A 20,638-nucleotide genomic window follows, 5' to 3' on the forward strand; every position below is an offset into this window, starting at 1 on the left:
CAGACCGGTCAGTGCTGTTCGAGGCTGAGCTGATCCGCCCAAGCCGACACGTCCCCGCGTTCCAGAGCCACCGCCAGCAGTTCCGGAAACTTGTCCGGCGTGCACGCAAACGCGGGAATCCCGAGGGCACTCAGCGACGCTGCATTGTCGTGATCGAACGACGGTGCCCCGTCGTCCGAGAGTGCCAGTAGAACCACGACTTGAACGCCGGAGTTCTTCATGGCGGCCATGCGGCGCAACATCTCGTTGCGAATACCGCCCTCGTAGAGGTCCGAGATCAGAACGAACATCGACTCGGCAGGACGCGAGATCAGTGACTGGCTGTACGCGATTGCGCGGTTGATGTCCGTGCCCCCACCAAGTTGGGTCCCGAAAAGGACGTCGACTGGGTCGGACAGTTTGTCCGTCAGGTCGACGACGGCAGTGTCGAAAACCACGAGCGAAGTCTTCAGCGCCTGCATCGACGCCAATACCGCGCCGAACACGGATGCGTAGACGACGCTGGACGCCATCGAACCCGATTGGTCGATCGCCAGGACTACGTCGCGCTGCACGGATTTCGACTTGCGGCCGTATCCGACGAGCCGCTCGGGGACGACGGTTCGATACTCCGGAAGGTAGTGCGACAGATTTGCTCGGATGGTTCGGTCCCAGTCGATGTCACGCAACTTCGGATTCGACGTTCTGGCCGAACGATTGAGAGCCCCGGTCACCGCGGCCTTCGTTTTCTGCGCGATTCGCTCTTCGACTTCCCGAACCACCTTGCCGACGACCATTCGAGCAGTGGCCTTGCTGGCCTCCGGCATGACCTGGTTGAGGCTCAGCAGCGTCCCGACCAGATGCACATCGGGCTCGACGGCATCGAGCAGTTCCGGTTCGAGCAGCAACTGCGCCAAACCCAGTCGGTCGATCGCGTCCTTCTGCATCACCTGCACCACCGTGCTGGGAAAGTACGTCCGGATATCGCCGAGCCATCTGGCGACGGACGGAGCCGACGCCCCCAATCCGGCTGAGCGGCGTCGCCCCTTGGTCGGGCCGGACGAATCGTAGAGTGCGGCAAGAGCTGCATCCATTCGACGCTCGCCCGGTTGGCCCAGCCCACCCGTCGACTCTTCGGCGGATTCCCCGAGCATCAGTCTCCAGCGTCGAAGGCGCTGATCGTCGTCGCTCATGCGCCCACCCCCAAGATGTCCGCAACGACCGCCATTGCCGCTCTGCCGCGTCGAACATCGGTCTCCACTGTCGTTTCGACGCGTCGGCCGCCTCTGACCGCCTGACCGATCGCTCGACGCTCCCCCGCCTCGAACGCTCCGAACGTACGTCGAAGCAGTGGAAGCGTGTCGATGAAGTCCTGCTCACGAAGTTGGCGAACCCACGTGTCGATCAGCGTGAGCAACGCTCGATCGTGAACGAGCACAAGCCCTCCTCCACCGAGAAACCCGTCGACCCACCCGGCTTTGGCGGTCGGCGTGCTTCCCACGGACAGGGCCCGAGACAAGCGCTGGGCTGCAGCGGTTTCCGTGATCGAACCGCTGTCGCGCTGTAGCCGCACCATCCGGCCGACGAGTAATCCGTTGACGTCGTCACGGTCGATCACGCCGGCCATGGCCTGCATCCACCGTGCGCTCGCATCGCGATCGTCACGAACCATGACTGCCGAGTGAACCTTGTCGAGGTGTTCGCGAAACTCCTCGGCACTGGGATCGTCCAGGCCCGTGACGGCGACTGCGAGGCCGGTGCAAATGCGGATCAACAGGCTGTCGGCGACGTCGATCAATGCCGACACGTCGGTTCCGCGCACATCGCCGTACCGCAGCGTTCGCGTCAGCGTGGGCAGCGCCGCCATCAGGTGCGACACGTCATGATCTAGTGCCGCAACCGTTTTCACACTTTCCAGCACAGCGGACAACGCTGCCGGCAGGTTTGCCAGGAGCGAGTTCTCCAGTAGTCCGATCAGTGACGCGAGGGAGATGTCCGGCTCGTTGATCTTCGAGACGACACGTGATGTTGCCGCTGCAGCCACCGTCGTGCCCCACAGCGACGCCTCGATCACCGAGACCGAGAATTCGGGCTTCCATTGCAGCGCCCAAGTCTCCCGGAACGTTCCGGTGGAACGGACCTCACTGTCGGCCGGGGTTCCCCAATCGATCTCGAGGATCCCCAGTCGGTGCAGGAACTGGGAACGCTCGACGTCGATGTCGCGTCGCAGGTCCAGATCGAGAGTCTTTGCTCCCGCTTGTTGTCTGAGCCGCAAGGTCTTCGAGCGTGCGCGCAGGTCTGCTTCGAGTGGGACTGTCGGAGTTTCCTCGGGCACCGCGCCCAGCGCTTCGCCCACAACCAATCTTCGCGTGATCAGATCCAGAAGAACGTCGTTCCCGTCGCACATCACCGACCTCGTTGCCTCGGTGACCTCCGACAATCCCGCCAAGGGTCGAGAACGCAGTGCCGCCAACGTATCTGCCAAACGGACAGCTTCGATGACGTGAGCACTCGAGATCGGAAGGTCCTCGTCCCTGAGCACCCGCGCAACTTTGGTGAGCCACCGCGTGATCGTCTTGTCGTTCGCGGTGAACAGGTGGTGATACCAGCCCGGCGAGGTGATTCCGGCGCCGTAACCCGATGCCGATGCCAGACGTGAGTGAGTCCAGGGAACCCACGTCAGCGAGGTCTTGACCTTGGACATTCCTTTGAGGATGCGAGCATCGGGTGCCGCCGGCCCCAAGGCTCCGACCAACGCCGGCGCGTGCCAGGCTCCGCAGACGACCGCTACCCGCTCAGCGCCATCTTTCAACGTCTTTCGCAGCACCTGACGCATGTACGCTTCGCGATGCGCTGTCTCCTCGTCGATCGGCACTGTCTCACGCAGCGCCCCCATCGCCTCGGTGATCGCATCGAAAGAATCTGCGCCCGAGCTCGATTCGATCACCGAATCCCACCAGCGTTCGGTGTCGTCGAAACCCGCGGCCGCGGCCAGTTCCGACAGAGGATCGCCCTCGCGGACAGTACGAATCCCCTGATCCGCCAACACGTTGAAGGCGGGCAGATCGCAGAACCGTGCCTGCACACCGTTCTTCGCAGCCCACTGCAGCGCTTGCCATTCGGGTGAGAACACCGCAAACGGCCAGAATGCCGCCTTCGACGGTTCGCCAGTGGCGTACGCGAGCAACGCAATCGGTGGTTCCATCGATTCCGACGCCGCCAGCATCACCAACGGGTCTGCGTCCGAAGGCCCTTCTATCAGGACGACGTCAGGCGAGAACTCTTCCAGGCCCTGCCGAACCGAACGAGCAGATCCCGGGCCGTGGTGACGGATACCGAAGACCCGGACACGCAGGTCCGGAATCACGATGGTCACCCGGTGACCTCGCGGCACGCCCGGTAGAAGTCGGACCACTCGCCGCGTTCACGCACTACTGCCTCGAGGTACTCGTTCCACACCACCTTGTCTGCGACCGGATCCTTGATCACCGAACCCAGGATTCCGGCAGCGACGTCGGATGCCCGCAGTACGCCGTCCCCGAAATGCGCAGACAACGCCAAACCGTTGGTGACCACCGAGATCGCCTCCGCCGTCGACAGAGTTCCGGACGGGGACTTCAACTTGGTGCGGCCGTCGGTGGTCGTGCCTGATCGCAGTTCCCGGAACACGGTGACGACCCGGCGAATTTCCTCGGCTGCTGCGGGGGTTGTCGGCAATTCCAGTGCTGCGCCCAGCTGTTCGACTCGACGTGCCACGATGGCCACCTCGTCTTCCTCGCTGGCCGGCAAAGGGAGGACTACAGTATTGAACCGTCGACGCAGTGCGGACGACAGATCGTTGACACCGCGATCGCGATCGTTGGCGGTAGCGATCAGGTTGAAGCCCTTGGCTGCCTGCACCTCGATGCCCAGCTCCGGCACCGGCAACGTCTTCTCGGAGAGAATGGTGATGAGGGCGTCCTGCACGTCGGCCGGAATACGCGTCAACTCTTCGACGCGGGCGATCTTCCCGGTTTCCATCGCCGTCATCACGGGAGAAGGCACCAGCGCACCGGCGGTCGGCCCCTCGGAGAGAAGACGTGCGTAGTTCCAGCCGTAGCGGATAGCTTCCTCGGGCGTACCCGACGTGCCTTGAACCAGGAGCGTCGACGCACCCGAGATTGCGGCCGAAAGGTGTTCGGAGACCCAGGTCTTGGCCGTACCGGGAACCCCCAACAGCAGTAGCGCCCGGTCGGTGGCAAGAGTTGCGACGGCCACTTCCATCAACCGCCGTGGACCGACGTACTTCGGTGAAATGACGGTTCCGTCGTCGAGAGTGCCACCCAACAGATACGTCACGACGGCCCAGGGCGACAAGTTCCACGACGGTGGACGCGGACGAGCATCCTGCGCGGCCAGTGCTTCGAGTTCGAGCGCGTACTCCTGCTCTGCGTGGGGCCGCATCAGCTTTCCCGGTTGCGCGAGCTTTTCCGGTTCCGTGGTGGGCACGGTTACGCTGTCAGTCACTTGAGCTCCTCGAGCAGAGTCTTGCGGTGGGTGATGGCACTGGCAGTTCTGGCGAAGGTTTGCCGCCAGTCGGGGTCACGAGCACGCTCCGCCGCACGCTCCAGCAAAGTTACTGCGCTGTAAGGAAATCGAGTCTCGGCCAGGCGCAGCGATGCGACGTACTTGTAGCGTGAGAATTCGCCGGCCTTGGCGCCTCCGTCGGCACGTCTAGCCGCAACTCGTTCCCACTGGGCTACCACTGCCCGGGTGATGTCCTCGGGCCATGGACCTCGCAGAGCGTCGTAGATCGCTGCCCGGCCCGGGTGCAGAACATTGGCGTCGCCGTTTCCGGACCTCAACAGATCAGCCAGCGCCTTGGCCTGCACCAACGGGAGCACGCGTCGATCGGTTGCGGTGCCGCGCATACGAAAGAGTTCCAGCGCCCATTCCGTATTGTTCTGCGCGACTGCGGCGGTGGACCACGCGTCGTGAAGGATCGGCTCCCAGCTTTCGTCAACGCCCATCCCCAAGACCTTGCCTGGTCCACCGATCATGTTGTTCCACAGAGACAACGGCGCAGAACTGATCGCCTGCCGCACATACTCGGCACGATAGTCGGTGTGTGGATTCGGCCGGTCTTCGATGCCGTCTCGCCTCGCCGCTGAATCGACTTCCTCAGGCGGGACGATGACGAGCGTGGACCGAACGAGTTTCCGTTCCACCCGCACCCATTTCCGAACCCGAGCAGCCATTCTCTCCCCGAACTCCGATTCGGGGAGTTGTCCGAGTACTTCCACTGCCGCGCGTCGCACGTCCTTGCGACGGTCGTCGAGGGCTTCCTCCAACAATGGTTGATCATCCGCGCTCAGTCCGTTTGCCAGCGCCGCGACGAAGGCAGCCTTCTGTTCGCCCCGCTCGGTGGCCCAGGACTTTCGGAGTTCGGCCAGCGCCAGCGCGGGATCTGTTCGACGAGTGTCTATCAGCCACTGTGTGCGCTGCGACGAACTTCCGTGACGCCACACGTCCGGGTTGGCATCCCTGGTTCGGACGAGTTTGCTCCACTCGGGGTTTTGCGCGGCAAGCCATCGACCACGCTCGCCGACAATCTGCAGGATGCTCTCCCGGTGAGCTTCACTTGCACGTGCAAAAGAAAGCAACTCGGCGACCAGATGATCAGGCGCACGGTAATTGTGCTCCAACGCGACTGCGAACCATTCGTCGAGCAAGGTCGCCTTGGCCGCGAGCATCGACAGCAGATGCGCCGATGAGGATTCCGGCAGCGTGAATCGAACATCGTCTGGCGCAGGTGTCGGCACCGCCGCCGTGGTGGAGCCCGCACCGCCACGGCGGTACGCCCTCTCCAACGCTGCTCCTGCGAGAAGCATCTCGGCAGGATCGCCGTCGAGTTCGCGAGCGTAGCCACGCACTTCAGCCGGCAGCTCCTCGAATGTTGTTGCTGTTCTGGCTGTCCCAAGGAGCGCCGCTGAGATCAATGTACTCACAGCACGATCACCTGCCCTCCCGTGAAAACCGAGATCGGAGTAAGAGCCAGCGCGTTCCACGTTCCGCAGACTGTGACCGGGTAACCGCCGGAAATGCCGAGCAACTTCCACAGAAGATCCGAATCACCCTCTGCCCGAAGCGCTGTGCCCGATTCGTCGACGACAAACCATGATCCGTCGACGAACGACGGGACCACCGAACTGATCACTGCCGGCCACGAGCGCAACCATGGATCCGCGGCGAGGGCATCGGTAAACTGCTGCAACGCAGTGTCGATGCTTCCGAACGGCATGATTGTGAAGGGCTCCGGTTCTCCGTGCGTGACCCCTATCCGCGCCCGCAATGCCGCGGCACCGGGATAGAAATGAACATCGGCGTTGAGCAGAAACCCGACTGGCGGCGTTTCGGTGGCAAAATTGGGTGACCCGTGGGAGAAGTCGAGCAGCATGGCCCACCGCTTCGAATTCCTGCCGAGCATCCACACCGTTCGGGTGAACAGTCGCTTCTCCTCGGTGATCCCGGAACCGAGAATCATCCAGTTCTCTTTCACCGGAATCGATTCCATCACACTCTCGGTTGAGACCGGATAGCCGACGTGTGCTTTCACCGAATGGGCAAGATCTTCCGGCAACTCGGACAGCTTCTGATGCGCAGCAACCAGCAGGTGCAACCGAGCCAACTCGTCGAGGACTTTCTCGGGCCAGTTCTCGGTAGACGCAACGGTGCCCGCCAAGGCTCGAAGTGTGCCTGCGACACCAGGCGCCTGAGCATCCACCATTCGAGCAGCTACTGCGTCGAAGCCCGCCCAGGATGTGTCCATCGCTGCCAGACCACTGCGGATCTGATCGGTGATCCACAGGTCCAATTCGACGAGCCCGCTCGCAACGCGGTCGGCGCGCTTCTGCGCTGTCGCCGGGTCGGGAGCCCTCTTGGGAGCCTCGTCGCCGGTCTCAGCCCTTTCGCCGCGGGTCTCGGCCTTCTCCTCGCGGCGCAACAACCACTCTGCCGCGAAGTCGGCGGGCTCGTCCGCCGACGGCACACGCCCTTCCGACCATTCCACCAACAGCCCCAGAGCATGTTTGCACGGAAACTTTCGACTGGGGCACGAGCACTTGTATGCAGGGCCCCGCAGGTCGACCACTGCTTGATACGGCTTCGAGCCGCTGCCCTGACACAGCCCCCAGAGCGCGAGCCCCCTGTTGCCGGCATGGCTCCACGAACCAGCCAACTTGCGCGCAGCGGCTAGCGATGCGGCGTCCGGAGCTACCGACGCCACCTGCCCAGCTGTCCACGGCGAAGTCACTCGACCACAGTATGACAACCCGCTGACATCACAGAGTCAGGCCGATTCGTTGGGAATTACCCCTTGACTCGAACACATATTCGAATATGATTTGGGGAGGGGATCGGGGGATTCAATGAGTGTCTTGTTGTCGGACGTGGTGTCTGGTTCTGCGGTGGGGTTACGCGGACCTCTGTGGCAGTTACCTGCTTCTGAGTTACGTGCGGCTGCGGTGTCGGCGAGCGCGGAGATTCTGCGCCTGGAAGCCGTTCGAGTGGCTGTGGTCGACGAGTTGTCGTTGCGCCCGGATGATCAGGTGATTGCCAGCCGCGGTGTGGGGTCCTGGTTGGCGGCCAACACGATGTTGCAGGTTCGGGACGGGAAGAAGATCGCCGCGTTGGGTGCGGCTTTGCGGCCGTTTCCGGCGGTGGCGGCTCGGTTCGATGGCGGGGACTGTTCGTTCGAGCATGCTGTGTTGATCGTGGCGTTCTGCGAGTCACCGCCGAAGGGGATGCCGGAGGAGGCGCTCCCGAAGTGCATCGATTTGTTGTTGGCTGCTGCGTCGGGTGTGGAGGCGACGACGACGAAGGTGCGGAACGTGATCGCGACCTTGGAGCGGTTGTTCGAATCGGATGAGATTCCGCCCGCCGAGGATGTCGATCTCAACGAGTTGCGGATCGCGTCGACCTTGAACGGTCGAGTGGTGGTGCGTGGTGATTTCGACGCTCTCACCGGTGAGATGTTGCTGTCGGCGTTGTCGAGTCTGACGATGCCGACCCCAGCACCGGATGGGACGCCGGATGCCCGGTCGGCGGCGAAACGCACCGCGGACGGGTTCACCGAACTGATCCGCCGGTATCTGGACTGCGCGAAAACCGGTACCGATGGTGGTCAGCGTCCGCATGTGAACGTGCACATCAATGCTCGGGATCTGGCGGAGCATCGGGATTGTGCCGCACAGTCTTCGGATTCGGGTGATGACGACTCTCTGGACCTGGCCGATCTTGATGTCGGGCACATGCCCTGGCTCGGACCACTGTCCGTGTCACAGACCAGACTCCTCGGCTGCGACTGCTTCCTCTCCACCGTCCTGCTCGACGATCACGGCGCACCGCTCGATGCGAAACCCGGAAAACGATTGGTCACCCCCGAACAGCGAGTGGCGTTGATCGCCCGAGACAGCGGCTGCGCGTTCCCGGGGTGTTCATGTGTGCCTGCCTGGACGGATGCGCACCATATCCGGCACTGGGCGAACGGCGGCCCGACGGTGATGAACAACCTGGTCCTGCTGTGCCGTTCACACCACCGACTGATGCACCGCAAATCAGGGTTCGTCGGGAAATGGGCGATCCGCATCGGCGCCGACAACAAACCCTGGTTCATCCCGCCACCCTCGATCGACCCGCAGCAGCACCCGCGGCCGGCGAACACCACCTTCAAAACCTGAGAAGAACCTCAGGCACAACAGAACACGGCCAGGCTCCGCATCGGACATCAAACCCCGATACGGAGCCCACAGGCCGTGTCGCATCCACGACTCACGACGATTTGGCCGGGCGCAAGACCGATCTGCCCAACAACTCACAAACCTGCAGGGCCAGAGCAAGATCCAACTTGTCTCGGCCGGCAGCAACTGGATCGCCGAGCGCCTTGTTGATGCGATACTTCACCGTATTCCGGTGCAGATTCATGTGATTGGCAGTGTGCAGATGACTTTCACCATGTGCAAAGTACACACTCAACGTCGTCCGCAAGGATGCAGCAGAGGGCGTATCTTCCGCCAACGGGCCAAGCACCTCCCAGACCCATGACTTCGTCGAATCGATGTTCTCGGACAGAAGTGAAACCACAGCGACGCCGCGGTCTCCGAAGCTCACCACAGGTCGCTGCGGTGTATCCGGGACGGCAGCAACCGAATAGGCGGCGGTTGCCTGTTCGTGGGACCGTTTGAAACCGTCGACCCCTGACCCCGGCAGTCCGATTGCCACCCGCGCCCCGCCGTCCAACGGCACTGCCGCCGCGAGAACCTCCGGATCCGGCGCAGGCACCCGGCGACCGAACGGCAGCCACGCCCACACCGTGCGCCGATCGATGGCGGTGATGATCGGCGGCTTGTCCGCTCCCGCCGCTGCGCCGAGATCACGTACGAGTCGGTCCAGCGTATTGATGCCCATGACGTCGGCATCCCACGTCGACCAGACCACCAGGGCGACGTGGTTCTGACCGAGGCGGTACCCGGTCTCCGCTTCGAAAGCAGCGGTATCTGCGTTGGCGCCGGACAGGAGGGCGTGGATTGCGGCCGAATGGAGGTTTCCCTGCGCTGCCATCCATCGACTGCGTTCCCGCTCGTACGCGTCGAAGACGTAGAGCGTGATCCAGTCGATGTAGCTGTAGACCACGTCCGAAGTGTGTTTCAGGACAGCCAAAGTGAGTCGCGCCGGAATATCCAGTGTGCTGATCTCGTCGTGGCAGATCCGCATCAGATCGCCTTGGCCCATGTGATAGGCCCGGACAAGGGAGTTGGACGGGACATCCCGCTGCGCCAGACGCAGAGCGTATTCCACTGCAGCAGTGGTGGGTTGGAGATGATCGATCGGAATGTCGTTGGCCAATACGTGGATGATCGTCGTGATGTTTCCCTGCACGCTGGCCTCGAGCATTTCGAGCAATTTGGCGTCTGCATCCAATTGGTCGATTTCGTGAGCCATCATGAAGGCCATCTCACGCGCGATGTCGGCGCTGCGCTCGTCGAGTCGTCGTGCCAACTCGGCAACCACCGCAAGCACTTCCGGCTCCGCGGCTGCAGGCACTCGGGCGAGGCGCCGCATCGCACCGGCGCCTCGCTCCTTGTGCGATGGACTACTCACAGAACTTCCGCACCCTTTCGTCGCAGGTACTTCAGAGCCGATTCGGCTGCGTTGTACCCGCACATTCCATGTGCTCCGGCACCCGGCGGGGTCGAGGCCGAGCACAGGTAAGTGCCCGCGATCCCCGTGCTGTACGGATCGACTGCGACGCGCGGACGCAAGACAACCTGCAGTTCGGTGTTGGCACCTCCGATGATGTCGCCGCCTACCTGATTCGGATTGTCCTCTGCCAGGTCAGCTGTACCACTGCTCGACGTCGCGACAATCTGCTCCCGGAATCCTGGCGCAAACCTCTCGATCTGACGGATGATCGCCTCCGTAGCGTCGCCGGCGTAACCGTGAGGCACGTGCGCATAGGCATACAGCGGATGAACGTTCCCGGCAGATCGGGTGGGATCAGCCAGGTATTGCTGACCTAGGAGCACGAACGGCCGGTCCGGCATACGGCCTGAATTCGTCTCACGCTCAGCGGCCACGATTTCGTCGAAACCACCTGCCAGATGCACAGTTCCGGCCCGACCACAGTCCGGATTGGTCCACGGCACATGACCTTCGATCGCAAAATCGACCTTGAATGCTCCGGGAGCCTGCTTGAACTTTCGATAGGCCCTCGCCACTCGACCAGGGAGTCGATCGCCCAGAATTTCGAGCGCACCCCCCGGATTGACATCCAGCAGAACAACATCGGCGTCCGGAATCTCGGAGACCGTACGAACCCGAACGCTGGTGTCGATCTTGCCGCCGTGATCGAGGAGCATCGCAGCCATCGCGTCGGTGATCGACCGCGAACCTCCCTCGGCAACCGGCCAACCGTAGCGGTGACCAGCAGCAGTGATCATCAATCCCACCGCCGAGGTGGCCGGACGGTTGAGTGGATAGAAGGCGTGTGCGGCAACCCCGCCGAACAGCGCCTTCCCCTTGTCCGTCTTCCACAACTTCGCGGTCACCGTTGCCGGAAGCAGCGCTCGCGGACCGAAAGCTGCGAGCCGCAGCGGATGGTGCGGAACATTGACGATCGGGCGCATCAGATCGGACGCCAGCGCATCGAACCCAGTCGACAAGTCACCGAACATGCGTTGCCATCGAGGCCCGTCAGCGCCGAGTCCCGCAGCCGTCTGCTCCAGCGAGCGGTACAGAACCCCGGCGTCCCCGTTGTCGAGCGGATGCGCGCAGTCCACCTCTGCCCATCTCCAGATCAGCCCGTATCGCTCGAGGTCCAGCTTGGACAGGTACGGCGAGCCGATACCCATCGGGTGAAACGCCGAGCAGTGATCATGGATCAACCCCGGCACGTCGATCGGACCGGAGCGGGTGCCTCCGCCGATCTGGTCGGCAGCCTCGAGCACCTGCACGTCCACACCGCTACGTGCGAGGTGTACCGCGGCAGCGAGCCCATTGGGCCCGCTGCCGACGACTACGGCCTTTGTCACTTACTCACCTCTTGCTCGCTACCGCTGACCCTCGTACGCATCTTCGGTTCGGAGACAACCTGCGGATCCGTTGCCGCGCGGTCGGCCCGTACGTCCAGTGTCCACTGAACGTCGAACGGAATGGGCCCGTTCGGCAACCACGGCTGTTCGGCGACTGCGTCGGCGACCTTGAAAGTACCTCGTTCGATGACACCGAGAGCGGCATCGATCACCTGGTACTCCTGCGTTCCCTTGTGGATGGGCTGCGATTCGATCCAGGTCACCAGGAACTCACCGGGTGCGAAATTGCAGCGACGCTGAATGGCTGCGATCAACTTCGCGTCGTGCAGGTGCCCGTCACCGAAGTTGAAGGCGACGATGGAGTTGCACATGAACTCTGCTTCCCGCAGTGAGTACGTGTTGATGTCGTCGCCGAGGTGCCTGATCATCAGAGAGAACAGCGCACGCCCCTGGCTGTGCATGGAACGCCAGCCCAACAGCTGATGCAGAACGACATCGGACACATCTTCGGGGTACATCGTCATCAACTGATTGCGCGTATCCGGCGACGGACGCTTGATGAACTGGTCGATCTTGGCTTCAGCGCCCGGCGCGAATGCCCACGTCGCGGATGCCCAGTTGCCGGCGTACTGGCGCATCGACGGCAGGAAGGACACCAGATCCGGTCGAAGGTTTCCGAGAATGGGAAAGAAGGCAAGGGCTGCAACAATTCCCGCGGTGATCCACGGTGAGGACATGGCGCCGAGTCCGTAGCCGTCCCATGCCGGGAATCCCAGGAACAGGAAGACCGAGGCGTAGGCGAACAGAAGATTCCATTCGAGTGGGACGGCAAGCGGGAAGGTCGACGCGATGAACAGATGGAATCCGACCATGAGGATCACGGCGAGGATCGTGAGGGTCTTGTTGGTCGAGAACAGCAGTAGCAACGGGGTGACGATTTCGACCATCGTTCCGGCCACGTGTGCGACGCCGCCGCCCAGGTGTGAAGGCCGCAGATCCTCCGGGAAATTCCGGTAGTGGGCGCGCTTGATCTTCTTTGACGGGATCCACGGGGTATTGCTGAGCATCGGAGGAACCACCAGCGAGAAATGGCGACCGAACTTCGAGACACCGGCACCGATCCACACCATGACGATCAGCAGTTTGAGCGCCAGGATCATGTCGACGAACGGCAGGAATGTGAAGAAGAAGATCGCCGGCAGGTACTGCTCACTACGGGCAGCGATGAAGGGCACCTTGTCCCGCAACCCGAGAATCACCATGAGTACCAGGAAGGAGTACAAGACCGTCGGGCGCACCAGTCCGGCATTGTCAGCGATTGCCGAATCGATTCCTGTGGTGTGAACACCGGGGAGAACAGCGGCAACAAGGAGATTGGCGACTGCGGCGGCATAGATGAAGACGTCGAACACCGTGCGGGTGTCACCCGAGGTGAGCGGCACTTTGCCCGGCCACGGTGGCAGACGAATCGTGCCGGGGCGGAGCCAGTAGAGAACTCCACCGGTCATCGGCTTGAAGTGGCCGGCGAGCGGTCCCCAGGATCCTGCCAAGCCCAGCATCTCGAGCATCATCGTCCAGATGATGAGTTTCTGGTAGACGATCGGCTGGTTCCACCACGATCCGATGTCGAACCACGAGAGGCCGGAAGTCAAAGTGGCAACGGCTGTTCCAGCTGCCAGGTAGAGGAACAACAGTTTCATGATGTAGACGGTGTGGACCATCTTCGGCGTACCGAAGCCGTAATCCACCCAGTGCGTGGACATGTCACGCAGACGCTCGAGAAACGGCTTGTCCATGAACGTTGCCGGATCGACGGGAGGGAAGTTTCCTTCTTTGAATCCCATGATTTGCTCCTGAAATACGGAATGTGGGCATGACGGATCGACTCGACGGACGTCGTCGAGTTGTGCTGGTACTACGGGGAAGTGACTAGTGAGCGGGAGTTGCGCTCAGAGCTCGTCTCATTCCAGGTTTGTCGATCTTGCCCACCGGGTTTCGGGGAAGCGCATCGACGACGTAGATCGCCACTGGCACCTTTACTCGGGTGAGCAAGGCCGTGACATGTTCGAGCAGTTCGTCTTCGGTGACGGGCGCATCGGGGTAGGCGACAACATAGGCAACTGGCACCTCTCCGTAGACCTGGTGCGGAGCGCCGATGACGGCTGCCTCGAGCACGGAAGGGTGTGTAGCGAGCGAGTTTTCGATCTCCTTGGGGTAGATGTTCTCTCCCCCACGGATGATCATGTCCTTGATGCGATCGACCAGGGTCAGGTAGCCGTCCTCGTCGAGGACTCCGACGTCACCGGTATGCAACCAACCATCCTTGACGGTCTTCGCAGTTTCCTCCGGCTTACCCAGATAGCCACGCATCACGTTGCCACCCTTGATGACCACCTCTCCGGCAGTCCCGGCGGGCGCAAAGGTTCCGTCCTCGGCAAGAATGGAAATCTGCTGGCCGGGCAACGCCGGGCCGACCGTACCGAGTTTGCGCACGCCGTCCACAGGATTGCAGGCCGATGCACAGGTCCCCTCGGTGAGTCCGTAACCTTCCACGATCACGAAACCGAAACGCTGCTCAGCGCGTTCGAGGAGTTCCTTGCTGATCGGCGCCGCACCGCACACGGCAAACCTCAAGGACGACGTGTCGATCGAAGGGTCTTCCGGCTGTGAGGTCAGCATCGCGTAGATTGCCGGCACCGCCGAGAAATACGTGGGGCGAAGCCGCGCGACGTCGTCGAAGAATCTCGAAACCGAGAACTTCCCGGTGACACTCACCTGTCCGCCGACAAGTAAGGGCGTCAAGACGCTGACGCAGATCGCGTTGACATGGAACAGCGGCAGAATCAGCAGGCAGTGATCCGCGCCGGTAACACCGATGTTCTTGCCCATCGACGAAGCCATGAACTGCAGGTTGGCATGAGTCAGCATCACTCCCTTGGGCCGTCCGGTGGAGCCGCTGGTGTAGATGAGCAACGCCAGATCGTCTGCTGCAACATCGATTCCGGGTCGGGGATCGGTCGGCGGCACTGTCGCCAGATCCTCGACAGCCAACACTGCGCGGCCGCCCGAGGGTGCGTCGGCAGTGGCGGTGATGACCAACTCGGCCCCGGAGTCCGCGATCTGGTAGTCCGCTTCGTTCGCGGTGAACATCGGATTGATGGGTGTAGCGGCAGCACCGATGCGCCAGGCAGCCATGATCGCGATCAGCAACTCGACGCGATTGGGCAGCATGATCGCCACCACGTCACCGAGGCCGATTCCGAGTCCAGCCAATTGCGCGGCAACAGCTTCCGTGCGATCTGCGAACTCTTCATACGTGAGTTCGACGTGGTCGTCCCGCAAGCACGGCTTCTGCCCGTACTTCTCTGCAAGATCCCAAGCCAGATATCCGATGTTCGCCACGAGAGTCAGCACCTTTCATTCGTGTGTGACTCAAAACACTATCGGCGTCCTGCGGCCGAAGAAACGGTCCCAGGGGATCAACTTGTCCAGGTTCTTTGTTCCCTGAGCACAACACCGCCCGAGCACAACACCGCACGTGCGGTGCACATCAGCTCGACGGCTGATGCAACACCTCGTGGGCGCGTCTGGTCACCACCTCGGAGATCCGGCGCAAGACAGGTGACGACAGTTTCCACTGCTGCCAGTACAGCGGAACATCGTCCACGAAGTCCGGATCGAATCCGATCAGCACGCCGGAGCGATCGTCGTCGCCGCGCTGCAGGTCCGGTATCAATCCCCAGCCGTATCCCCGCCTGACGGCGTCCGCGAAGTCTGCCGATGAAGGAACAAGATGACGGGGCGGATCGGCGGGGTGGCCGACCTTTTGATCGAGGTAGCGATCCTGCAGTAGATCCTTGCGATTGAACACAACCAGCGGTGCCTCCGAAAGGGATTCGGCCGTGACACCGTCTGCGAACCAACGACGGCAGAACTCCGCACTCGCCATCGGCCGATACCGCATGATGCCCAAACGGCTGGAGGTACACCCTTGAATCGGTGACGCAACAGAGGTGACGGCAGCCATGACCGAACCGTCGCGCAGTAGTTCGGTGGTGTGGTCTTGATCGTCGAGATGAAAATCGAAACCGACTTCTTGCGTGAACTCCGCGAGGGCCCCGAGAACCCAGGTGGACAGCGAATCGGCATTGACCGCGATCGAGACGCGTGCAAACATCCCTGAACCATTTTCAAGGCCGAGTTCTCGCACGGTGTCACGCGACAGTGCGTCTATCTGACGGGCAAGACGCAGGACTTCTCTCCCCGAATCGGTGACCCGGATGGGTTTGGTGCGCTGCACCAGGATCCGGCCAACCGAGGTCTCGAGACCTTTGATTCGTTGGCTGACCGCCGAAGGCGTGATGTGTAACTTCCGCGCCGCCGCCTCGAAGGTTCCCTCGTCGACCGCGGCGTGCAATGCCCTCAGTTGCTCGAAATCCAACATAATCTGAAGCTACTCTGATGCATCCTAAGAATCATTAGCTGGACTGACTAAAATCCGAGCGGCAGGCTCGACGACATGCTCAGCACCAACGACCCTGCGTCGGCCCTCGTCGGTTTCGGGGTCGGACTGTCTTTGATCGTCGCAATCGGCGCCCAGAATGCGTTTGTTCTTCGTCAAGGCCTGACGCGATCACACGTACTCCCGATCGTCGCAGTGTGCGCGTTGTCAGACGCAATTCTGATCCTCGCGGGCGTCAGCGGAATCGGGACCCTCCTCGAACACGCACCGTCGATGATCACGTTCGTTCGTATCGCCGGCGCCGTTTTCCTCCTCAGCTATGCGCTCTTCGCCGCCAAGCGGGCACTTCACCCCCAGACGTTGGCGCCGGATCGACATGGCAACGGGTCGAGGCTTGCCGCCGTCACGATGGCATTGGCTCTCACCTGGCTCAATCCACACGTGTACCTCGACACCGTGGTGCTCATGGGTTCTATCGCCAACGGTCGCGGCGAGATCGGACGTTGGTGGTTTGCAGCCGGTGCCATCACGGCAAGTGTGGTCTGGTTCGGCGCCCTCGGTTACGGCGCACGTCTGCTGACGCCGCTTTTTGCGAAACCCAACGCCTGGCGGGTTCTCGATGCTCTGATCGCCGTGATGATGGCGGTTCTCGGAATCAGCCTGCTTGTCGAATTGTGACCAGGCTGCACAACCTCGATCCGACCCTGCGGGTAGCGCGATGGGTTACCGTCCAAGGTGAGGAAGCTCAATTCACCTGTCGCGAGTTGTGACCATCAGGTAGGGCTGATCACGATGACCGAGGACGATGGCGGCACCGAACCGCGTGACTCCAACCGCGGACTGGGTTTGCTGTGTCTACTCGCTGCGGTCGCCGGCGTCGGGGTCGGATTTGTCGGCGGCGCGTTCCGTTGGTGTCTGATCAGGGCCGACGAACTTCGTCAGGCGATCGTGAACTGGGCGCATCACGTTCCGTACGTCGGGTGGCTCGTGCCGGTCCTCCTGGTGGCCCTGTGCACCGTACTTGCCGTACTGATCGTCAGACGAGTGCCCCTCGCAAAGGGAAGCGGCATCCAGCACGTCGAGGCGGTGTCCCGCGGTGAAGCGAAACCGCCGGGAATCAATCTCGTGCCCGCCAGATTCATCGGCGGCCTCTTGGCGATCGGCTCCGGTCTGGTTCTCGGTCGTGAAGGCCCCACCGTACACATGGGTGCGGCGATCGGAGCAGAAGCGGGACGGCGAGCCCGCCTCACCGAACCCGACGTCGCCATGCTGCAAACATCCACGGCCGGAGCAGGACTCGCTGTCGCATTCAACGCGCCGATCGCGGGGGCACTGTTCGTCTGCGAGGAGGTGACGCACTCGTTCCGGCTGCGCACCGTGCTGCCAACGCTTTTCGGTGTTTCAGTGGCGGTGGGCTGTGCACGGATCGTCATCGGTGATCAACCCGATTTCGAGGTCGGCACCGTCCCGACCCCTCAACTCACATTCTTGCCACTGTTCGTCGTCTTCGGAATCCTCACGGGGCTACTGGGTATTGCGTACAACCGCCTGATTCTGGGACTACTCGACATCGTGGCACGGCTCGACAAGATCCCGCCGACTGTCATCGGCGCAACGATCGGCGCCGTCATCGGCCTGACGCTGTTCCTCGACCCGTTGGCCAGTGGGGGCGGCGACGTTCTTGCACAGATGATCGTCGGCGGAAGGACCTTCGTACTGCCGATCCTGCTGCTGTACTTGGTGGTTCGGTTCTTCACCGGCCCGCTCTCGTATGCCGCTGGAACTCCCGGCGGACTGTTCGCTCCCTTACTCGCTCTCGGCGCGCTCTGGGGGTCGATCTTCACCGGACTGTCGAGCTTCGTGCCCGGAGTGGACGCCGGGCTCACGGTCACCATGGTCACCGTCGGTATGGCGGCCTTCTTCGGCGCCGTAGTACGCGCACCGTTCACCGGCATCGTGATCGTGGTCGAAATGACCGCGGTGACGTCGACGCTGGTCCCGATGCTCGCTGCCACTGCGGCAGCGGTATTCGTCACCACGTCGGCAGGGTCGGCACCTATCTACGACAGTCTGCGCGAACGGATGTTGGAGCCGCAACGCCCGCATACGGATTGATCCCCGCACACGGGTCATTGCAGCACGGGTGCGCTACGTGAATTTCAGAATTTGCAGATGACTTCCTCGGAGAACCTGCGTACCGCATCTTTCTTCGCTTCCAGGTCGCAGTCGAACCCGAGGCCGTACATGGCCCAAGGAATGACGATCGATTCCGTCACTCCGCTATCGGCCAGTTCCAGGGAGCCGTCGAGACCGAAGCGATCGGCGCAGACGGCCTGAATTTCGAACGGGGACTCGGCGCGCCCGTACTCGACCCGCAGGACGCCGATCCTCGCGATGAGAGCTTGCAGATCAGCGAAAGAGACTGTAGCCGAGGTCCAACCGTCACCCACTCGCGCTGCACGGCGCAATGCGGCCGCGGAATGTCCTCCGATGTAGATGGGGACGGGATCGATCGGCGCCGGGCTCATCTGCAGCCTGTCGAAGTCGAAGAACTTGCCGTGATGTTCGACCATACCGCCGCCTAGAACCAGTCGCAGTACCTCGAGCATCTCGTCGACTCGTGGGCCTCGATCCTTGGGGGAAGCGCCGCACCACTCGAATTCCTCTGGCGCCCAGCCCACACCGACCCCGAGACCGAAGCGGCCTCCTGTCAGATTCGCGACCGACCCCACCTGGCTTGCCAGCAGCAGAGGATTGCGTGAGCTGAGCTCGAGCACCTGCGGATAAAAGCGAATCTTCGACGTTCCGGGTCCCATGAAGGCCGCGGCAATCATGGGGTCTACAAATGGTGTCTTCGCGTCCCACATCCGCACACCGTCAGCGGTATACGGATACCCGGTAGCGCCCCGCTCGGGAAAGAACAGTGAGTCGGGCATCGTGATCGAAGAAAAGCCGCATTCTTCGGCCACTTTCGCAAGTGCAACGAGTTGAGAGAGGGGAATCATCGCCACGGCGAGGCTGAACTTCATCGGAAGATCCCTCTGTTCAGTTGACCGGAGCGACTGAAGTGCCTCGATGAGCTCGAAGTCGGTTCGCACCGATCGGCTTGGGAGACAGTGGATCCTGAACAGTCACTTCTTGCAACGCTCAGTCATACGACAACTCCCCCGCAGTGCGGTCGAAGCATCAGCCACCCTCGGTTGGACAAGGACGTGTTCGAGGTTACAAAGCTCCCGCTACTTCGGCTCGGCGGCTTCCCGCCAGGCGGACACATACCAAGAACTTCGGGGTCCTGGTGACACCTGGCACCCCACTCCCCCTGATTTCGCACCGTGCAACCTGCGAATCGGCCTACTGATGCAAGGGAGTTCCGACGTAGTTCTCGGCGATCAGCGTTCGTCCGGCCACCGAACGCGTGACCATGTCCAACTCGGCCAACTGTCGGCGATGCCCGAAACCGCTGTCGTCTGGCAAGCGATGGAGCATCGACGACATCCACCACGAGAAGTGCTGCGTCCGCCACACACGCGGCAACACCGTTTCGGTGTACCCGTCCAGCATCTTTCGGTCGGACGAGGTGAAGAAACCGTCCATTGCCTTCGCCAGTGCGTAGACGTCGGCGATCGCGAGATTCATTCCCTTCGCGCCGGTCGGCGGCACGGTGTGCGCCGCATCCCCTGCAAGAAACAGGTTGCCGTGCTGCATCGGCTCACACACGAAGCTGCGGAACTGGAGGATCGACTTCTGAAAGATCCTGCCGTCCTTGATCTCCGCCCCCTCACCGTCGACGCGCATGTGCAGCTCGTCCCAGATTCGATCGTCGGACCAGTTGTCCACGGAGTCGTCCGGATCGACCTGAAGGTAATGACGCTGTACCTCGGGCGTCCGTGTGCTGATCAGTGCAAACCCGCGCTCATGGTTGGCATAGATCAGTTCTTCGGACGACGGCGGCGCCTCGGCCAGGATGCCGAACCACGCGAAGGGATACTGGCGGAAATGATCCGTTCGGATCGACGGTTCGGGAATCAGCTTTCGCGTTCCGGTGCGTGAACCGTCGCAACCGGCCACCAGGGCGCACTCGAGCTTCTGATCATTTCCGTCCGAGTCGACAAATTTGATACTCGGGCGATCCGATTCGTGATCGTGTACTTGCGCGCCGGACACTCCGAATCGAATGTCCCCGCCGTCAGCGAGACGCCGCGCGATCAGATCCTTGAGCACCTCGTGTTGCGGATACACCGTGACTGCTCGCCCGTCGGTCAGTTCGTCGAACGCGATTCGGTGCCCTCGTCCACCGAATCGCAACTCGATTCCGTGATGTTCGAGGCCCTCCCGCCTCAGTCGATCACCGAGTCCGGTCTCGACCATGAGATCAACCGTGTTCTGTTCGAGCACGCCGGCACGAATGGTGCCTTCTACCTCTTCGCGGGTGCGGCATTCCAGGACAACCGAATCGATTCCCTTCAGATGCAACAGATGCGAGAGCATCAACCCGGCGGGACCACCACCGACGATTCCGACCTGGGTGCGTGAAGAAGACATACAGAGAGCTCCTGAGGTGAGTGACGATTGAGACCACCCTCGACCACGATCACTCCTCTGAACAGCTGCAATTTCACTCAGTGAAAGA

At 62.0% G+C, this 20,638-nt stretch carries 15 protein-coding genes; 3 read left to right on the top strand and 12 right to left on the bottom strand.

The annotated features are described in order from the left end of the window. Positions 1 to 8: 8 nt before the first annotated feature. From ACN50D_RS09380 to ACN50D_RS09400, 5 genes are read right to left on the bottom strand one after another with little or no spacing between them, the layout of a single operon-like run. On the bottom strand, positions 9 to 1,172 hold the full coding sequence (locus ACN50D_RS09380) for a VWA domain-containing protein (protein WP_047269390.1): 1,164 nt from the start codon (positions 1,170 to 1,172) through the stop codon (positions 9 to 11). Then, on the bottom strand, positions 1,169 to 3,355 hold the full coding sequence (locus ACN50D_RS09385; RefSeq protein ID WP_307850499.1) for a DUF5682 family protein: 2,187 nt from the start codon (positions 3,353 to 3,355) through the stop codon (positions 1,169 to 1,171). Before ACN50D_RS09385 ends, ACN50D_RS09380 begins: the two co-directional genes overlap by 4 nt. Further along, positions 3,352 to 4,422, bottom strand: coding sequence for an ATP-binding protein (locus ACN50D_RS09390; RefSeq protein ID WP_050656937.1), 1,071 nt, complete (start codon positions 4,420 to 4,422; stop codon positions 3,352 to 3,354). Before ACN50D_RS09390 ends, ACN50D_RS09385 begins: the two co-directional genes overlap by 4 nt. Positions 4,423 to 4,481: 59 nt before the next feature. Then, positions 4,482 to 5,966 (bottom strand): DUF5691 domain-containing protein, encoded by a 1,485-nt coding sequence (locus ACN50D_RS09395; RefSeq protein WP_054187534.1) that lies wholly within the window; start codon positions 5,964 to 5,966, stop codon positions 4,482 to 4,484. Next, positions 5,963 to 7,270 (bottom strand): SWIM zinc finger family protein, encoded by a 1,308-nt coding sequence (locus tag ACN50D_RS09400; RefSeq protein ID WP_058226863.1) that lies wholly within the window; start codon positions 7,268 to 7,270, stop codon positions 5,963 to 5,965. The genes ACN50D_RS09395 and ACN50D_RS09400 overlap by 4 nt, the downstream gene beginning before the upstream one ends. Before the next feature lie 115 nt (positions 7,271 to 7,385). Here ACN50D_RS09400 and ACN50D_RS09405 point away from each other — a divergent pair, with 115 nt between their 5' ends. Next, entirely contained in the window at positions 7,386 to 8,696 is a 1,311-nt protein-coding gene (locus tag ACN50D_RS09405; RefSeq protein WP_211921680.1) for an HNH endonuclease signature motif containing protein, read from the top strand. A 91-nt stretch (positions 8,697 to 8,787) separates the two neighbouring features. Here ACN50D_RS09405 and ACN50D_RS09410 read toward each other — a convergent pair whose 3' ends face one another. The 5 genes from ACN50D_RS09410 to ACN50D_RS09430 all read right to left on the bottom strand — a co-directional run bounded on the left by ACN50D_RS09410 (position 8,788) and on the right by ACN50D_RS09430 (position 15,990). Beyond that, positions 8,788 to 10,077 (bottom strand): PucR family transcriptional regulator, encoded by a 1,290-nt coding sequence (locus ACN50D_RS09410; protein WP_054187007.1) that lies wholly within the window; start codon positions 10,075 to 10,077, stop codon positions 8,788 to 8,790. Positions 10,078 to 10,112: 35 nt separating this feature from the next. Then, positions 10,113 to 11,546: a phytoene desaturase family protein gene (locus ACN50D_RS09415; RefSeq protein WP_064443602.1), complete on the bottom strand. Its 1,434-nt coding sequence runs from the start codon at positions 11,544 to 11,546 to the stop codon at positions 10,113 to 10,115. Then, the gene (locus ACN50D_RS09420) at positions 11,543 to 13,390 is read right to left on the bottom strand and encodes a DUF3556 domain-containing protein (RefSeq protein WP_211921681.1); all 1,848 of its coding nucleotides are present in this window, start codon (positions 13,388 to 13,390) and stop codon (positions 11,543 to 11,545) included. Before ACN50D_RS09420 ends, ACN50D_RS09415 begins: the two co-directional genes overlap by 4 nt. Before the next feature lie 85 nt (positions 13,391 to 13,475). Beyond that, positions 13,476 to 14,948: a class I adenylate-forming enzyme family protein gene (locus ACN50D_RS09425; RefSeq protein ID WP_054826947.1), complete on the bottom strand. Its 1,473-nt coding sequence runs from the start codon at positions 14,946 to 14,948 to the stop codon at positions 13,476 to 13,478. Positions 14,949 to 15,096: 148 nt separating this feature from the next. After that, positions 15,097 to 15,990, bottom strand: a complete 894-nt coding sequence (locus ACN50D_RS09430; protein ID WP_003943053.1) for a LysR family transcriptional regulator ArgP — start codon at positions 15,988 to 15,990, stop codon at positions 15,097 to 15,099. A gap of 75 nt (positions 15,991 to 16,065) precedes the next feature. Between ACN50D_RS09430 and ACN50D_RS09435 the strand changes: the two genes are divergently transcribed. Together ACN50D_RS09435 and ACN50D_RS09440 are read left to right on the top strand one after the other, a co-directional pair. Next, positions 16,066 to 16,686, top strand: a complete 621-nt coding sequence (locus tag ACN50D_RS09435; RefSeq protein ID WP_042451547.1) for a LysE/ArgO family amino acid transporter — start codon at positions 16,066 to 16,068, stop codon at positions 16,684 to 16,686. Between the two features lie 114 nt (positions 16,687 to 16,800). Then, positions 16,801 to 18,123, top strand: a complete 1,323-nt coding sequence (locus ACN50D_RS09440) for a ClC family H(+)/Cl(-) exchange transporter (protein WP_211921682.1) — start codon at positions 16,801 to 16,803, stop codon at positions 18,121 to 18,123. Between the two features lie 44 nt (positions 18,124 to 18,167). Here ACN50D_RS09440 and ACN50D_RS09445 read toward each other — a convergent pair whose 3' ends face one another. Together ACN50D_RS09445 and ACN50D_RS09450 are read right to left on the bottom strand one after the other, a co-directional pair. After that, entirely contained in the window at positions 18,168 to 19,037 is an 870-nt protein-coding gene (locus tag ACN50D_RS09445; RefSeq protein ID WP_007730547.1) for a TIGR03619 family F420-dependent LLM class oxidoreductase, read from the bottom strand. 322 nt (positions 19,038 to 19,359) lie between these two features. Then, positions 19,360 to 20,550 carry a 4-hydroxybenzoate 3-monooxygenase gene (locus ACN50D_RS09450; RefSeq protein ID WP_211921683.1) on the bottom strand — a complete coding sequence of 397 codons (1,191 nt, stop codon included), beginning with the start codon at positions 20,548 to 20,550 and terminating at the stop codon, positions 19,360 to 19,362. Positions 20,551 to 20,638: the final 88 nt, after the last annotated feature.

This window comes from Rhodococcus sp. SB1D, assembly GCF_048573875.1.
Lineage (GTDB): Bacteria > Actinomycetota > Actinomycetes > Mycobacteriales > Mycobacteriaceae > Rhodococcus_F > Rhodococcus_F qingshengii.

Bases quoted from the DNA above. Each gene is read 5' to 3' on its own strand.
- ACN50D_RS09450 (WP_211921683.1), bottom strand. From the start codon at position 20,550: ATGTCTTCTTCACGCACCCAGGTCGGAATCGTCGGTGGTGGTCCCGCC.
- ACN50D_RS09380 (WP_047269390.1), bottom strand. From the start codon at position 1,172: ATGAGCGACGACGATCAGCGCCTTCGACGCTGGAGACTGATGCTCGGG.
- ACN50D_RS09430 (WP_003943053.1), bottom strand. From the start codon at position 15,990: ATGTTGGATTTCGAGCAACTGAGGGCATTGCACGCCGCGGTCGACGAG.
- ACN50D_RS09440 (WP_211921682.1), top strand. From the start codon at position 16,801: ATGACCGAGGACGATGGCGGCACCGAACCGCGTGACTCCAACCGCGGA.
- ACN50D_RS09445 (WP_007730547.1), bottom strand. From the start codon at position 19,037: ATGAAGTTCAGCCTCGCCGTGGCGATGATTCCCCTCTCTCAACTCGTT.
- ACN50D_RS09410 (WP_054187007.1), bottom strand. From the start codon at position 10,077: ATGCGGCGCCTCGCCCGAGTGCCTGCAGCCGCGGAGCCGGAAGTGCTT.
- ACN50D_RS09435 (WP_042451547.1), top strand. From the start codon at position 16,066: ATGCTCAGCACCAACGACCCTGCGTCGGCCCTCGTCGGTTTCGGGGTC.
- ACN50D_RS09405 (WP_211921680.1), top strand. From the start codon at position 7,386: ATGAGTGTCTTGTTGTCGGACGTGGTGTCTGGTTCTGCGGTGGGGTTA.
- ACN50D_RS09420 (WP_211921681.1), bottom strand. From the start codon at position 13,390: ATGGGATTCAAAGAAGGAAACTTCCCTCCCGTCGATCCGGCAACGTTC.
- ACN50D_RS09390 (WP_050656937.1), bottom strand. From the start codon at position 4,422: ATGCGGCCCCACGCAGAGCAGGAGTACGCGCTCGAACTCGAAGCACTG.